The 15,982-nt window shown below is 63.7% G+C and carries 13 protein-coding genes and 1 tRNA gene; 9 read left to right on the top strand and 5 right to left on the bottom strand.

Annotated features, from left to right (window positions below; genetic code table 11):
• Positions 1-186 precede the first annotated feature (186 nt).
• The 3 genes from IEY07_RS23320 (at position 187) to IEY07_RS23310 (ending at position 3,400) form a co-directional block, all read left to right on the top strand.
• Positions 187-1,668, top strand: a complete 1,482-nt coding sequence (locus IEY07_RS23320; protein WP_188898459.1) for an oligosaccharide flippase family protein — start codon at positions 187-189, stop codon at positions 1,666-1,668.
• Positions 1,669-1,814: 146 nt separating this feature from the next.
• Entirely contained in the window at positions 1,815-2,669 is an 855-nt protein-coding gene (locus tag IEY07_RS23315; RefSeq protein WP_188898457.1) for a phosphotransferase family protein, read from the top strand.
• Positions 2,666-3,400 (top strand): methyltransferase domain-containing protein, encoded by a 735-nt coding sequence (locus IEY07_RS23310; RefSeq protein WP_188898455.1) that lies wholly within the window; start codon positions 2,666-2,668, stop codon positions 3,398-3,400. Before IEY07_RS23315 ends, IEY07_RS23310 begins: the two co-directional genes overlap by 4 nt.
• 34 nt (positions 3,401-3,434) lie before the next feature.
• Here the strand turns inward: IEY07_RS23310 and IEY07_RS23305 are convergent, their stop codons facing one another.
• On the bottom strand, positions 3,435-4,148 hold the full coding sequence (locus IEY07_RS23305) for a sulfotransferase (RefSeq protein ID WP_188898453.1): 714 nt from the start codon (positions 4,146-4,148) through the stop codon (positions 3,435-3,437).
• A gap of 1,566 nt (positions 4,149-5,714) precedes the next feature.
• Positions 5,715-6,314 carry an arsenate reductase/protein-tyrosine-phosphatase family protein gene (locus tag IEY07_RS23300; protein WP_188898451.1) on the bottom strand — a complete coding sequence of 200 codons (600 nt, stop codon included), beginning with the start codon at positions 6,312-6,314 and terminating at the stop codon, positions 5,715-5,717.
• A gap of 1,354 nt (positions 6,315-7,668) precedes the next feature.
• Between IEY07_RS23300 and IEY07_RS23295 the strand changes: the two genes are divergently transcribed.
• Positions 7,669-8,040, top strand: a complete 372-nt coding sequence (locus tag IEY07_RS23295; protein ID WP_188898449.1) for a site-specific integrase — start codon at positions 7,669-7,671, stop codon at positions 8,038-8,040.
• 138 nt (positions 8,041-8,178) lie between these two features.
• Here the strand turns inward: IEY07_RS23295 and IEY07_RS23290 are convergent.
• Positions 8,179-8,260, bottom strand: a tRNA-Tyr gene (locus IEY07_RS23290).
• 117 nt (positions 8,261-8,377) lie between these two features.
• On the opposite strand from IEY07_RS23290, the gene IEY07_RS23285 reads away from it, so the two are divergent.
• Positions 8,378-8,869, top strand: a complete 492-nt coding sequence (locus IEY07_RS23285; protein ID WP_188898448.1) for a YajQ family cyclic di-GMP-binding protein — start codon at positions 8,378-8,380, stop codon at positions 8,867-8,869.
• Between the two features lie 78 nt (positions 8,870-8,947).
• A complete protein-coding gene (locus IEY07_RS23280) occupies positions 8,948-9,127 on the top strand; it encodes a hypothetical protein (RefSeq protein ID WP_188898446.1) in 180 nt (59 codons plus the stop codon).
• 33 nt (positions 9,128-9,160) lie between these two features.
• On the opposite strand, the gene IEY07_RS23275 is transcribed toward IEY07_RS23280, so the two are convergent.
• Positions 9,161-10,813, bottom strand: coding sequence for an APC family permease (locus tag IEY07_RS23275; RefSeq protein WP_188898444.1), 1,653 nt, complete (start codon positions 10,811-10,813; stop codon positions 9,161-9,163).
• A gap of 61 nt (positions 10,814-10,874) precedes the next feature.
• Complete coding sequence (locus IEY07_RS23270; RefSeq protein WP_188898442.1) at positions 10,875-12,929, bottom strand: NAD(+) synthase; 2,055 nt, start codon at positions 12,927-12,929, stop codon at positions 10,875-10,877.
• A 104-nt stretch (positions 12,930-13,033) separates the two neighbouring features.
• Between IEY07_RS23270 and IEY07_RS23265 the strand changes: the two genes are divergently transcribed.
• From IEY07_RS23265 to IEY07_RS23255, 3 genes are read left to right on the top strand one after another with little or no spacing between them, the layout of a single operon-like run.
• Positions 13,034-13,780 carry an ABC transporter ATP-binding protein gene (locus IEY07_RS23265; RefSeq protein WP_229670585.1) on the top strand — a complete coding sequence of 249 codons (747 nt, stop codon included), beginning with the start codon at positions 13,034-13,036 and terminating at the stop codon, positions 13,778-13,780.
• Positions 13,780-15,108 carry an ABC transporter permease family protein gene (locus tag IEY07_RS23260; protein ID WP_188898437.1) on the top strand — a complete coding sequence of 443 codons (1,329 nt, stop codon included), beginning with the start codon at positions 13,780-13,782 and terminating at the stop codon, positions 15,106-15,108. Before IEY07_RS23265 ends, IEY07_RS23260 begins: the two co-directional genes overlap by 1 nt.
• Positions 15,109-15,116: 8 nt before the next feature.
• Positions 15,117-15,950, top strand: coding sequence for an exodeoxyribonuclease III (locus tag IEY07_RS23255; RefSeq protein ID WP_373288915.1), 834 nt, complete (start codon positions 15,117-15,119; stop codon positions 15,948-15,950).
• The last annotated feature ends 32 nt before the right edge of the window (positions 15,951-15,982 follow it).

Below are 15,982 nucleotides of genomic sequence, written 5' to 3'. Positions count from 1 at the left end.
AACTCTCCGACAGCTATGCCCCCATACTGGTCGGCGAGGTAACCCTCGAGATACGTACTACCGCTGCGTACCATGCCGACAAGTGATACGAGACCAGGCCTGCCAGCCGCTTGAGGGGTCTGCATCCCAGGATCCTAGCGGCCGCCAAGAGGCTGCAGATTCGTGCACGGAAGGAGTTCATGGCTGATGCCGAGCCCGGACACCCAGCCGCTCGGCCGCCGAGTGCTCAGGTCAAGCATGATCATGCTTGGAAACTCGGCTGCGATCCGGGGAACGACTTTTGTGACCCAGCTCGTCCTGTCACTCATCCTGTCCCGCTCGGACTTCGGCATCTGGGCGATTGCGCTTTCGGCTTCAGTGTTGCTCACCAACTTCCGTGGCGGCGGAATGCTGCAGTGGCTGATTCAAGGAGGCACCGAGCGCTACGTAGTCCGAGCCGGTCCGGCATTCTGGACATCTCTGGTCTTCAACGTGCTCCTGGGCACGTTGATCGTTGCGATTGCACTGCCCGTCTCCAAGTTCTACGGCGAACCGCAGGTCTTCGAGATCATGATCATCAGCGGTGCGAGCTTTCCGCTGATCACGTTGGGTGCCTTCTACAAGACTACGCTCTCGATCAAGCTCTGCATGGGCCAGGTCACCCTGATCGAAATCGCCAGTGCGGTCGTTCGCAGCGGTCTGACCATTTGCTTGGCGTTGACCGGTCTCGGGCCACTCAGCTTTGTTCTACCGCTGCCGGCTTCCTACATCGTCGAATCGATCATGGGTCACCACTACGAGCGGAGCCGGCCATGGCGTCTTTCTCGCCAACTCCGAAGCTGGCATCGGTTGGTCTTCCAGAACCGCTGGATCCTCAGCGGAACGCTTGTGACCACCCTGACGATCAATGTCGACTACATCGTTCTAGGTCGTTTGACATCACTTTCGACGCTTGGCGTATACTTCTTCGCCTATCAGCTCACATTCGTCACCGCAGTCCTGGTGACCGACAACGCGCGACGGGTGATGACGCCAGCTTTTGTGGCGGTGGATCCAAGTAGACGAACCAACGCTGTCTTGCGAGCGACTAATGCCTACCTGCTGTTCGGATCGCCGTTACTGCTTCTGCTCGGCGCGGTCGTCGGTGGTGTCGAGCCGATCATCTGGAGGGCCAAGTGGACGGATGCAATTCTCCCGATCCAGATCCTCTCCTTCAGCCTCCCATCACAACTGCTCACCGTGATCGCTCAGGCCTCCCTGCAAAGCAGCGGACGTTTCCGCGGTTGGACCGCTGTCAACGCTATCCGTGCATCCTTGGCTGCCGGCGGTGCGCTGGTGGCCGGCACGCTCTTCCGATCAGACGTTTCGGCGATTTGCGCGGTGATGGCACTGGCCTTCGTCGTCGGAAACCTCTCCCAGATCGTTCTGACTTTCTACAACCAGCGCATCGGACTGTTCAGCATGATCAGACAGACCTGGGCAGGGCTTCTCGCTGCTCCGGCATGCTTGATCGTCGTCCTTCTGCTGCTTCACCAACTGTCCCCCAGCCCGATAATCAGCGTGCTCACCGGTGGGCTCGTCTTCGTGGTGCTCAATGCGATCTGCATTGGAGTATTCGCTCGTCATGACGCGATGCAGCTGGCCAGGCTTGCCCTGCCGCGGCTCAAACGACTCGGTGATGTCGGATGACCACACATCGCTCCCGGCTGTACCGCGTCGCCGGCCGGCCTGTGTGCGCCCTGCCCTACGGTGCCAGCAACGCCGTCCGATCGAGCGGTGCCGATCGATATGTCGCGGTGACCGCCAAGCGAACGATCGTTCGTAGCCTTCTTCGCTTGGCAGCCAAGGCTCCGGACTCGGTCGCCATGGTGCCGATCCTCCCGCTTGACCAACTTCCGTCGCTGATCGACGCCTCGGCGGTTCTGGCACGCGTTGAAGCCACGATCGGCGCCGAACAGCGTCTTTGGCCGGTGGCATTCTGGCCGACCCAGCCTGGACGTGACCGTCTGTACCTCCATCTTCTGACCGATTCCGGCAAGTCCAGAGGATTCCTCAAGATCGCACGTGACGCCGACGCTTGTGGACTCAAGCACGAGGCGCGGGCGCTTCAGGAACGTCACGGCGGCTCTGGACTTCTCAGAACTCCGAAGGTGTTGGCATCCGGTGGCGACCCTGCGGAGAACACGTCTTGGCTGTTAGTAGAGCCGCTCCCTTCCGACGCACGCCCGGCTCGGCAAGCACCAGACCAGTTGTTGACAGAAATCAGTGGGCCGGTCCGGCATGTCTCCACAGAGGAGCTCGACCAGTTGAGTTGGTGGCAGACGTTGGGCGAACGATTGTCAGACGCGCCATTGGAGCTGCGACGCGCGGTCGACCGGCTCATTCCCTATGGGGTCGACGTCGCATCAATACACGGCGACCTCCGTCCCCACAACATGGTTGCGTCCCGAACGCGCATCTGGGTCTACGACTGGGAAGAATCGGCACTGGACGGACCGGCCGGGACAGACGCATTCAGTCTCAGGGTTCTCGGCGGCTCGCTGCGAGATCTTGTTCGGCGCATCCGCAGCCTGACGACGGATGAGCGGAACGCATTCGTCTGGTCTTGCGCCTTTGGTTGGGCACGGGCGAGTCTTCCTTGGCGATCCGCTACACACGCATGGAATGAATCTGGAGGATGGAAGCAATGAGCTACAGCGCACACTTCGCAAACGAGCACGAGGCCGAGCGCTACGACACGGACCAGTATGCGCCCAGCGCCTACGCGACGTTGCTTTGGGAGATCGAACAGCAGCAACTGGACGAAGTCCTTGGCACCATGGCGCCAAGACAGTTCGATCACCTCGACTTCGCCTGTGGCACGGGCCGTGTCCTCCAGCATGTTGTGCCACAGGCTGCGAGCAGCACAGCGATCGATGTTTCGGAAGCGATGGCCGCTCGAGCACGAGCACGCGTTCCATCCGCCACAGTCATCACCCGTGACATCACCCGCGGCGGCGAGATCGAAGGCAGCTATGACGTGGTGACGGCCTTCCGGTTTATTCTCAACGCGGAGCCACAGCTACGGGAGGCAGGATTGAATGCGCTGGCGGCGCGCCTTCGAAACAGCTCCTCCATTTTGATCTTCAACAACCATGGCCATTTGCTCAGCCACAAGGCCCTGCTAGCCGTTCCACATTGGATCCGCCGGCGTGGCGCCAGGCGGCAAAGCGGGAATCTGATGACTCATCGGAAGGTTGTTGTGACCGCCCGTCAGTCGGGGCTCCAGGTTCAACGCGTCGCGGGATGCGGTGTGCTAGGTGGCCGTTTGGCGAAAATGATTCCGCGAAGTGCCGCGGTTCGAATCGAGCGTTGGGCAGCAAGGTCACCGTTGAGTTGGTTTGGAAGCAATCAACTGTATGTAGCCCGACGAGAGTCCTGACACAGTGGCCGAGACATGTCACCATCGAAGAGGATCAATGGTAGCCGAACCGTGCGTTCAGACGTCCGGCGATGCGCTGAAAAGTGGTGAGCTCGCCGCTCCCGAGCTCGGCTCTCCACCGCTCATCAGCGGTGATGCCCCCGATGGAATCCATCAGGATCGGATTTCCCGGGATTGCATGGAACGTGCCACGCGGGGGCATTGCGCAGACGCCGAGGTCCTCGACACCGAGTTGGCCATAGACGCGGTTAATTGTCGCCAACGGGGCGGCGCAGAACGATTCGTAGTTGATTAACATCCGCTGGTCTGAAGGCACTGTTCGAAGCATCCGCAGCACATTCGAGTTGGCCGAAACCCATGCTCTCGCCGCCTCGGCCATGCTGGCGCCAGTACGGCGGATCCGCGACGCCGCCACAGCACGCCCATCTCGGACTAAATGGACCACAAACGTGTCTGAAGGTCTTTCCAGATGAAGCGCCTTCATCCTCCCAGGCGACTTCGTCGAATCGATCACACCTTCTGCTTGCCGTGCACGGCAGATGGTTTCGAAGAGCCGCCAGCTGTTCGAGGCACTGATGAGCTGGGCTTGAGCCGAGGCGTTGACCCGAGCAAGAGCTTGCAAACCGCCGGATGCCCCCGCCATCAGCATGGCCTGGGCGATTCGACGCCCCGGGCCTAAACCGCGACCGCCTGCAGTCACCTCGAAATCCGACCAAGTCGTGATAGAGCGTCCGAGCTGGTCACTCAAGGCATCCTTCACCGCCGACCAGAAGAGACACCTGCCGAGGGTCGCCCCACAGGCACACCTTCGTGTCTGTGGGGTGATGGAAAGGCGGTGGACCTCTCCAGTGCTGATCAGCTGAGGATGAGTGCCGAGGACAACGTCCAGCAACGATGACCCTGAGTGCCCGTCCCCCGCGATGTAGAGCAATCGCGTCCGGCTTCCGTTCCCATCCGTCACAGCGGGATCCTATAGTCCAGCGTCTGCGGACACGGAGCCACCTTGGTACACCGCCGGAAAGCTACAATCAGGAACCACGGACTGCTACGGATCGATTGGCTGAACGGGTGCCATGCGTTAGTTTTGCGACATCACACGAAAACCCGCCCGCCGGCCGCCCCCTCGCTCCCGCCAGACACCGGCTGTAACAATCGTCCATTCGTTGGACTCCGCTGAGGTGGTCTCATCAACTAGACATCGGCCCAACCGGATGCGGTGCATGCCCCTGGCGCTCGTTTTGTTCGTATACTTCCTTACGCTGTCTGCATGCGGGTCAACGGCGCCTCAGGTTCCGAAAGTTACCGTGTCATCCCGTGATATCGACTACTCAGCCGTGACCCATCAAGTTGGCGCTTATGCGGTCGGTCCGATGTCAGACCAAATTCAGCGGGCGGCTCAACTCGGTTTTACTATAGTACTCGGGTCATCGGTCACCGCCTCAGGTACCTATCAGGAGGCACTTCGGTCATCGGGGATGAAGGTGGTCGATAGCACCCCCCAGAAGATGATCTACCAGGCGGTTTGCCCTGCAGGATCGGGTGGTTGCCACAAACTCGGACCCGTTCAGATGAATACTCTTCGTCGGCAGCTGACCACCTACGTAAGGTCGCGATCGTCGAGCAGCACGACAGCGGCGTATTACATTCTCGACGATTATGTACCCGGCCTCGCGACGGTGCTGGCATCTGCGTACAACACGATCCGAGAGGCGGATCCTCATCGAGCGACTGTTTGCGCATTGGCTCTGCCGGTGGTGCAGATCAACGCCGATCAGACCCAGGTGACCGGAGCAATCACCAAATTCCGACGAGCTCTTCGCAACTATTCACCTTCTTGGTGCAATGCGGTGATGATCTACGCCTACGCTCGCTCAAGCCGTACACCGGAGACTCGCGGCGAGTACGACTGGCGAATGTCCACAACGCTTTCGAAAGCAGTCTCAGCGCTGCGGGCACGGGGATGGTCGCCGACACGGTCTCCTCTGATTGGAGTGCCTCAGGCTTTCGGTTATTGGCCGCGGCTCCCGTCCGCAGGATCCCCCGGCCCCGGACAGTATCGATCGGCCCCGACCGAATCGGAGTTGGCCGATCAGATCACGGCTTATTGCAAAGCTGGTGCCGTGTCCATCGTCGGATATGCTTGGAACGACCAAAGCTCGGGCCACGTTAGTGAGCTGTACAACACCGAAGCACTCAGGAAGGGCTTCACGACAGGTGTCAGGGATTGTCGGACGAGCTACTGGGGCTAGACCGGAGACTTGAGACTTGTGACGGCCCGGCTGGATTCCTCTGCTTCATGCGTAGCTCGCAAGCACTAAGACTGATCCCAGAGACCGCCGAACAGTTCGATCAGCGGCCGAGTCAGCGCGTCGATCTGATCGGCCATACGGTCAACCACCGCGCTAGCGCGCCTATAGGGGTCGACGATGTCCGAGTCCGCGACCGATCGAGGCTTCACATTCTGTCTGTACCTGGCAGCTTCAAAGGCAACTTCCTTTACCAGCGATTTCTCAGAGTATCTGGCATCGCGTGGATCGTTTGAGATACTGGGCATGATTCTTGCCAAATCGGAAAACTCGGCCAACGCAAAAGTGCGCCGCACCGTCCGCGGCGATAGTCGCACCACGTGTGACCGGTGTGCACGTGTAGCACAGAGCACGAGGTCCGCTTCTTGGAGCATCTCGGAAGTCAGTTGACGCGCTTTGAAAGCCGACGCATCCGCACGGGCGCGAATGAGCCGTTTGCGAATCCGCTGGTCCATGTCTGCACCGACCAGGGCAGCCGTTCCGGCGCTCGAAATCTTGATTCCGCCGAGCGTCAATCGGGACGTTAGCAGCCGCTCGGCATACGGTGAACGGCAGACGTTTCCAGTACAGACGATCAAGATATGGCCGCGCACCAAGTCGGTATCCATACAATGAGACTATGCGGCTGATACGGGACCCAGTACGACTTCCAATCGGTGGACACTGCGTCAATGATCAATCAACCTGGTCCACATCGGCCACCGCCAGGACGACGACTGAAGCAACGACTCCGCGATCAACCACCCCTCGGTCGAGGCCAAGTATCCCGAACGCTGGCAGCTTTCAACTCTCGGATGGTAATTCCGAGTCTCAAATCGCACAAACCATCGAATATACTGTGATCGCTCTGGCTGCGTCCGACTGCACGAAGCATCTCACCAGCCCGGCTGAACGTATTATTGACCCATGTCAGCCATTCGGGGGAGTGGGCTACGCGTAGTTCACCGAACACAACCACTGCGAGGCAGTCCGCCCGCACTTTGCCGCAGTTGCGGTCGTGAGATTGAGACGTTCGCATCGATCCAGCAGGGCTACATGGTCCAACGACTCTGGCAGCATGTCGATACCACCGACTGCTACGTGGCCCAGCCGTGGAACACGGATGACGCCGAGCGGCGACTGGACAGGAATATTACTACACAGTGAACCCTCCGTACACTTAGTCGTTTCGGCTTCGGCTGCGTTGTACATCCACAGCATGAACTATGCCGACTGTCGCTCGAGTCGACAACACCGACGTCGGAAAGGACACGTGCGGCAGCCCTAGTGTCGCGATGCCGATATTGCCGACCGACCGCCGAGCGCACCGGCTATCGGAACCTCATGAGCAATCCGGAAGCCATACCGGCATCGCCACCCACAGGGCCTTGGACAACACCACACCTCCGCGGGCCTACAGCCCATTCCCCCGCGACTGCGCTCGTTAGACGATCACGCCTTACACCGACACCTCGTCACGAGCCGATGCCAGCGACTGCGAGACCGGTCGAACACGAGTGATTGCTGTTGACGGTCGCAGCGGATCCGGAAAGTCAACCCTGACGAGCAAGCTGCAAACAGCACTCGATTGCGCCGTCGTACACACCGACGATGTGGCTTGGTACTTCACGATGTTCGACTGGGCCAGCGAAATGGCGGAACTCGTCATCAGGCCGGCCCATCGCGGATAGGCAGTCGACCGGGCCGAGGTTGACGGCTTCCTGAGGGCCGTAGGAGAACACAGCGACCGCGGCGCCCGCCTCAAAGCCTTCTTCGGATGCATGTACTACGCCGGGCTAAGACCGGAGGAAGCCGCCGAACTTCACGTCGCCAATCTGACGACTCTCCCCGAGCAAAAGGACACGTGGGGCGAGATCCATCTGACCCATTCGATACCCCGGTCCGGGAGCCGCTGGACCGACAGCGGCAAGCCGCGCGAGCAGGCGCCACTCAAAACACCGTGCCGCCGGCGAGACCAGATCAGTGCCAATGCATCCCGAGCTGGCTGAGCTTCTTCGCCAGCACCTCGACGCCTATGGCTCCAGCCCGGACGGCCACATCTTCGTCGGCGCCCACGGCGGCGCCGTCACCGACCGCACCTACCTTCAGGTCTTCCACGAAGCCCGCGGGGCGGCGTTCACGTCGGAAGAGGCAAGCTCCCCACTGATGGACGTTCCCTACGCGCTCCGGCATGCAGCCGTCTCCACCTGGCTGCGCGCTACCGGTGACGCACCACAGGTCGCCGCCTGGGCCGGTCACAGCGTCGCGGTACTGCTGAGGGTCTACGCAAAGTGCGTCTCCGGCGCCCAGGGCTCCAACCTCGAGAGGATCCTGGACGCCACCGGGCAGTCCTGACCGCGTTCCCGTGGGACGCTATTGGGACGAAATGCTCGTTCCCAGCCGGATCCAGCCGGTCACAGCCGGTCACAGCCGGAATGCCCTCGCTGGCCCCTGGCCGGCGTTTGGGCTGGTCAGGGGCCCTTTTCGGGCGGGTGGCAGGTGATGGATTCGAACCAACGTAGGCGAAGCCGACGGTTTTACAGACCGCTCCCTTTGGCCACTCGGGCAACCTGCCGTGCTCCCACCGAGGTGGCAGCGAGAGGCAACGATAGCAACTTCGACACCGGTTACGCGAACCGGCAATAATCTGGTCCAATCCGACCAGGACGCGACCCCGGATCAAGGAGATGAGATGGCCTCGGACAGCTCGTTCGACATCGTCAGCAAGGTCGACCGACAGGAGGTCGACAACGCCATCAACCAGGCCTCCAAGGAGGTCAGCCAGCGGTTCGACTTCAAAAACACCGGAGCCTCGGTCAAGTGGTCCGGCGAGCTGGTCGAGTTGGAAGCGTCGACCGAGGAACGCGTGAAGGCCGTCCTGGACGTCTTCCAGTCCAAGCTCGCCCGCCGGGGCGTCAGCCTCAAGGCGCTCGATGCCGGCGAGCCCAGGACCTCCGGCAAGGTGGCCAAGATCACCGCCTCCATCAAGGAGGGCATCGACTCCGACAACGCCAAGAAGATCACCAAGCTGATCCGCGACGAGGGTCCGAAAGGCGTCAAGGCGCAGATCCAGGGCGATGAGCTGCGGGTCAGCAGCAAGAGCCGGGATGCACTGCAGGAGATCCAGTCGCTGATCAAGGACCAGGACTACGACTTCGCAGTGCAGTTCACCAACTATCGGTAACCCTGGCTGAACGGCGCGAGGCGGGCCTGGTGCTCACGTCCACGCGATCCTGCTCCTCCGCGATGTCACCGTAGAGTCGTGGGCGTCGGACAGCAGCCAGACTGTGAGGGCTCGCAGACGGCCGGCATCAGCATCGTCCTGCACCTCGCCGCCCTGGGCATCCTGACCTTCGGCTGGTCGGTGATGCGCAGCCGGGTGGTGCCTTCGATCGTCCGCAGCGGCTGGTGGATCCTGCGGCGAATACTCCAGCTGGTCTGATCGGCTCCGCGAAGCGGCGACGCCACCGCGGAGCTAACCGGCGACCTGCTGCGGCGCCTCGCCACCGCGGCCACGCTCCGCCTGCTGGGCGCGCATGTCCTCGACGACGTCCGGCCGGCCGGTCAGATAGCGCGAACCGGCCGCCACGCCCCAGAAGTACAGGGCCAGCGCGATCGCTGCGACGACGACCGAGTCCCAGGGTGCCGGGATCAGGTTCTTACCGCCGAACGTGCCGATGAACGACATCGCGTACAGCACGGCGAGGTAGACGACCAGCCACAGGCCGCCGACCAGCTCACCCACTCCGTGGTGCTGGACGAGGTAGGTCACCGCGTACCAGATCAGACCGACGACGATGATCGGGATGGTCAGCCGGAGCTCTGACCAGTCCACCCAGTAGATGACCAGTGCGCTGATCACGAAGGCGATCGGCGCGATGATCATCATCCCCGGCAAGCGATTGGCTCGGGTGGACAGCCCCGCCCTCCGGAACGCCAGCAACGAGATCGCGCCGATCGAGAACGTGAACGCCGCCAGGGTGCCGGTGACGCCGACGATCGAGTGCCAGCTGGGCAGCGGCAACAGGAACAGGATGCCGAGCAGGAAATTGAATCCCAGCGCTCGCCGCGGCACACCCGAACCCTGGTGCACCTTCGCCAGCCAGCGCGGGAAGAAGCCGTTCTTGGACAGGCCGAACACATTGCGCGCATTCGCGGCGGTGAAGACGATCCCGGACCCGGACGGGGAGATCATCGAATCCGCGATCAGAATCCAGTACAGCCAGCTGAGCCCGACCAGCATGGCGATCTGGGCGAACGGCGAATCGAAGTTGACGCCGCTCCAGCCGTGGCCGAGCAGGTGCTGCGGTACACCGAACAGGAAGGCCAACTGCAGTGCGAGGTAGAGCACGATCGTGGCCAGGATCGTGGTGATCAAAGCCGCCGGGATGTCCTTGCGCGGATTGCGGACCTCACCGGACAGCTCGACGATGTTGCGGAAGCCGGTGTAGGCGAAGACCATACCTGCGGTGGCGATCGTGCCGAGCGCGGCACTCATGCCGTACGGCGCAAAACCACCACCTGCCGCGATGTTGGACGGGCCGCCGGCACCGCCGGAGTGATCGAATCCGCTGATCAACAGCATCACCACACACGTGGTCGGGATGAAGACCTTGATCGCGGTGATGATGTTGTTGCTCCGGGCGAAGATCTGGACGCCGAAGTAGTTGATCACGACGAAGACCGCCATCAGCACGATCGCGATGAGGATCCCGATCACGGTCAGCCGGCTGCCGTTGTACAGGCCCGGTATGTAGGAGCTGGCATATTGGACGACGCCCGCCGCCTCGGTCGGCGGGTTGCCGACGTAGGTGACCCACATGCACCAGCCGACAATGGCTGCGGCGAGCCGGCCGTTGGAGTAGAGCGGGTAGCGCACCAGACCGCCCGATTCAGGATGCACCATCCCCAACTCGGCGAAGACCAGCGCAACCGCAAGCATCACGGCACCGCCGATCACCCATGCGATCAAGGACGCCGGTCCCGCCGACTGGGCTGCGTACATCGCCGAGAACAGCCACCCGGATCCGATCACGCTTCCGATGCCGGTTGCCACCAGCGACCAATATCCGAGCGACTGCTTCAGATTGCGATCTTCGCGGACGACAGGCTCCGTCGTCGTTGCCATGCCATGCCTCCTTCTGGACATGGCACCCTTACCCCGTTGCCGGGGACGCTGAAACGCCGCCTCAGTCCGGCACGTTCGCCAGGTCGGCCAGCCAGGTCGTGCCCTTGGCGTCCGACGGCATCCGCCAGTCGCCTCGCGGCGACAGCGTTCCGCCGTAGCTCACCTTCGGCCCGTTGGGGATGGCCGACCGCTTGAACTGGTTGGCGAAGAACCGCTTGATGAAGACCTCGAGCCACTTCTTGATCGTGGTCAGGTCGTAGGCCAGCCGCTTGGCCTCCGGGAATTCCGGCGGCCACTGGCCGGACTCGACGTCGTGCCAAGCGTGCCAGGCCAGGAAGGCGATCCGGCTCGGGCTGAAGCCGTAGCGCAGCACGTTGAAGAGCGTGAAGTCCTGCAAGGCGTACGGCCCGACGGTGTCCTCGGTGCTCTGCGGCCGCTCGTTCTCCCGGGCCGGGATCAGCTCCGGTGAGATCTCCTGTTCGAGGATCCTCTGCAGCACTTTGTCGGTCTCCGGCTCGAACTGGCCGGTGCTGATCACCCAGCGGATCAGGTGCTGGATCAGCGTCTTCGGCACTCCAGTGTTGATCGCGTAGTGCGACATCTGATCACCGACACCGTACGTCGCCCAGCCGAGTGCGAGCTCGGAAAGATCACCGGTACCCAGTACAATCCCGCCGCGCTGGTTGGCCAGCCGGAAAAGGTAGTCGTAGCGCATCCCGGCCTGGACATTCTCGAAGGTCACGTCGTAGACCGGCTCGCCCTTGCCGAACGGATGGCCCATGTCGGTGAGCATCTGCGTCGCCGCCGGACGGATGTCGACCGTCTCGTACGTCGCTCCGATCGCTTCCATCAAAGCGATCGCGCTGTTGTAGGTGGTGTCACTGGTCGCGAAGCCCGGCATGGTGAAAGCCAGGATGTCGCTACGCGGCCGGCCGAGCCGGTCCATCGCATTGGCTGCGACGATCAAGGCGTGGGTCGAGTCCAGACCGCCGGACACCCCGATCACGATCTTGGGCCATGTCCGACTCCCTTGGGCGATCGCACGCAACCGCTGCTCCAGACCGGAGACCTGGATGTTGTACGCCTCGTAGCAGTCCAGCGCCAGCCGCTCCGGATCGTCCGGCACGAACGGGAACCGGTGCACCGCCCGCCGCAGACCAAGATCACCGGAGGGAGGCTCGAACTCGAAGTCGATCATCCGGTATTGATGATCACCTGTACGTCGCCGCACCGAGCGCGCGTTGTCGTCGAAGGTGCCCATCCGGATCCGGTCCATCCGGATCCGGTCAAGATCGACATCGGCGACCGTACGCTGCGGGCCGTCGGGAAACCGATCACCCTCGGCGAGGAGCTCGCCCATCTCGTAGATCATCGTCTGGCCGTCCCAGGACAGGTCCGTCGAGGACTCCCCCTGTCCTGCGGCCGCATACAGATAGGCCGCCAGGCAGCGGGCCGACCCGGACCGGACCAGCAGTCGGCGGTCCTCGGCCCGGCCGACAGTGATCGGGCTGCCGGAGATGTTGGCCAGCACCGTGGCTCCGGCCAGCGCCGCCTCGGCACTCGGTGGCACCGGCACCCACATGTCCTCGCAGACCTCGACATGCAGCACCAGGCCGCGGACATCCGTGGCCCCGAAGAGCAGGTCGGGCCCGATCGGCACCTCATGATCACCGATCGTGATCATGCCGGAGACCTCGTCGCCGGAGCCGAACCACCGCCTGTCGTAGAACTCCCGGTAGGTCGGCAGATACGTCTTCGGCACCACCCCGAGGACCCGTCCGCGATGAATCACCACAGCGGTGTTGAGCACCCGATGCCGATACAGCAGCGGCGCGCCGACGACGATCACCGGCAGCAGCTGCTCCGACGCCGCCGCCAGCTCGGTGATCGCCTGTTCGACCCGCTGCAGCAACACGTCCTGCAGGAAGAGATCGTCGGTGGCATACCCGGTCAGGCACATCTCCGGGAAGATCGCGACCGCGACCGAGTCGTCGTGGCAGCCCTGCGCCTGCTCCAGGACCGCAGCCGCGTTGGCGGCTGGGTCGGCGATCGCAACCGGCACCGTACACGCGGCGACCCGGGCGAATCCCTGGGCGTACGCGTTGGAGAAGTCCACGGACCCGAGTCTATGGGCTCTCCGACCACGGGCAGACCCGGCGGACGCCGGGAAGGGTCCGTGGCCGGATGTGCGTCGGCGCAGTCCGGCCCAAGCTGGACCTCATGATCCTCAGTGCCCGCAATCTCGTCATGACCTACGGCATCGCCGACACCGCATCACATGCGCTGGCCGGTGGCGACCTGGACATCGACGCCGGTTCCCTGGCCGTCATGGGGCCGTCCGGTTCGGGCAAGAGCACCCTGCTGCACTGTCTGGCCGGGATCCAGCGACCTACCGCCGGCTCGGTCGTGCTCCGCGGGACCGACCTGACGTCGATGTCGGACCGGGAGCGTACGGCGCTGCGGCGCACCGACTTCGGCTTCGTCTTCCAGTCCGGGCAACTGGTCGCCGAGCTGCCGGCGGTCGAGAACGCCGCACTGCCGTTGATGCTCGACGGGACGGGCCGTAAGGCAGCGATCCGGCGAGCCGCCGGCTACCTGGCGCTGGTCGGCCTGGCCGGCCTGGAGGGGCGACGGCCGGGCGAGCTGTCCGGTGGTCAGGCCCAACGGGTCGCCATCGCCCGGGCGCTGGTCACCGAACCCAGCGTCGTCTTCGCCGACGAGCCGACCGGTGCGCTCGACCAGAGCACCGGCGAGGAGATCCTGCACGTACTCGTCCGCGCCACTTCGCAGGCCGGGGCCGCGCTGGTCGTGGTGACCCACGATCCCGCCATCGCCCGGCACTGCGCCCGTACGGTGGTGATGCGCGACGGTCGCATCGTCGCCGAATACCACGCCCGGCCGCCGGTCCCTGAGCCTGTTGAAGGGCCCGGACCTTTCGAAGGGCCGTTCCTGCAAAGAACCGCGTGATGATCGCTCTTCGTCTCTGGTGGCTGCTGCTGCGCCGGCAGTCCGAACAACGTCTGGTGATCATGCTCGCCGTGATCGCCTTCGCAGTCTCCACCGGTGCCCTGCTGACCGTGCTGGGCGGTCTCGGAGCCTTCACCGCCCGCAACGCGGGCACGACCGGCGGGCTGTACGTGCTGCTGGCCCAGATCGCCACGGTGATCCTCGTCATCCCGGTGGTCACCCTCGGCGGTTCGGCCGCGCGGCTGGCAATCTCCCGACGGGACGACCGACTGGCGGCGCTCCGGCTGGCCGGCGCGACCAGCGGGCAGATCGGCATCATCGCGATCACCGACGCCGGCGCACAGGCCCTCGCCGGAGCGATCGTCGGCATCGGGCTCTACCTGGCCGCGCTGCCAGGGGTCGCCATGATCAACTTCCAGGGACGGCCGTTCCGGTGGTCGGAACTCCTGGTCTCCCCGGGACTGCTGGCGGTCACGGTCGCCGGCGTCGTCCTGCTCGCCACGGCTTCGGCGGTGCTCACCCTGGCGCGCATCGCGATCAGTCCGCTCGGCGTCGCCCGCCGTACGTCGCCCAAGTCGGTCAGCGCCATCCGGGTCGCGATCGCGATCGTGGTGCTGGTCGCCTGGGTACCGGTGACGAAACTGCTCGGCTCGAGTGCCGGCCTGATCGCCGGCATGATCGTCTTCGGTCTGTGTTTTGCCGTTCTCAATCTGATCGGCCCTTTCGTGCTCGGTCTGATCGGCCGTCTCAGTGTCAATCGGGCGAATTCGGTACCGAAGCTGCTGGCGGCACGCCGGCTCACCGATGATCCGCGGGCAACCTGGCGCCCGGTGGCGGGGGTGACTCTGGCCACCTTCATCACGGGCGTACTGAGTATCGGCCCGGCGATCGCCGCCCAGACTTCGCCGGGTGACCCTGACGAGGCCCACCTGCCCGCCGACATGATGACGGGATCCCTGCTCACGCTGGTGATCGCGGCGTTGCTGGCCGCCGTCTCGGTCGGCGTCAACCAGGCCGCCCGGGTTTACGACCTGCGTGATCAGTATCGGATGCTGCACCTGGTCGGGACCGATGCATCGGTGATCAAGCAAGCCAGGATGCGCGAGACCGGCCTGCCCCTGGTGGCTTCGATCGCGATCGCAGCGCTCGTCTCGCTGATCATCGTCGCCCCGTTCGGCGTCATGCTGATCGGCGCGGCTCCGGGCGGCATCGCGATGTTCGCTGGTGGAATCGTCATCTGCCTGGCCATGGTGTTGGGCGCGGTCGCTCTCAGCCAGCCGTTGGTGGACAGGGTGCTCGCGTCCGGATCGATTCCTGCGGCTGAATGAAACGGGTGTTGAATAGCGCGGTGCTCCGGATCGCGTCCTTCAATGTCAACGGCCTGCGCGCCAGTGTGCGCCGCGGCTTCGACGTCTGGCTGAAGGACCGCGAGCCCGAGATCGTCGGGCTGCAGGAGGTGCGTGCCTCCGCCGACCTGCTGCCGACGCTGGACGGCTATCACCTCAGCTATCACCCCGGATCGCTGGCCGGGCGCAACGGCGTCGCGGTGCTGACCAAGGACGCGCCGGTCGCCGTACGGCTCGGCTTCGGCAACCAGCGCTTCGATCCCGAGGGTCGCTACCTCGAAGTCGATCTTGCACCGACCGGCACCCGGCCGGCACTGACGATCGGATCGCTCTACCTGCCCAAGGGGGATCGTCCGGACGACGGCCCGGCAGCGATGGCCAAACACCGCCGCAAGCTGGCCTTCATGAGATCCCTGCGGGCCTACCTGAGCAGGTCCCGGCGGGCCGCCCAGGCGGCTGACCGAGAGTTCCTGATCATGGGCGATTTCAACATCGCCCACACAGCCCTCGACTTGCGGAACGACCGCGCCAACCAGCGCAATTCCGGCTTCCTGCCCGACGAACGGGACTGGTTCGGCTCGATCCTCGGACCGCGGAGCCTGATCGATGTCGTCCGCAGCCTGCACGGCGACCAGGAGGGCCCCTACAGCTGGTGGACCTGGCGGGGGCGCGCCTTCGACCAGGACACCGGCTGGCGGATCGACTACCAACTGGCCACCCCTGACCTGGCCAGGTCTGCGATCCGCGGCGGCACCGACCGGGAACCGAGTTACGAGGCCCGGATGAGCGATCACTCCCCGGTCGTCGTCGACTACGACCTGTAACTCCTTCATCTCTGGTCGCACCCGCTACGGCC

The organism is Microlunatus endophyticus, from assembly GCF_014646195.1.
Lineage (GTDB): Bacteria > Actinomycetota > Actinomycetes > Propionibacteriales > Propionibacteriaceae > Microlunatus > Microlunatus endophyticus.
The sequence above is the reverse complement of the archived record's forward strand: the minus strand, read 5'-3'. Positions and strand labels throughout refer to the sequence as shown.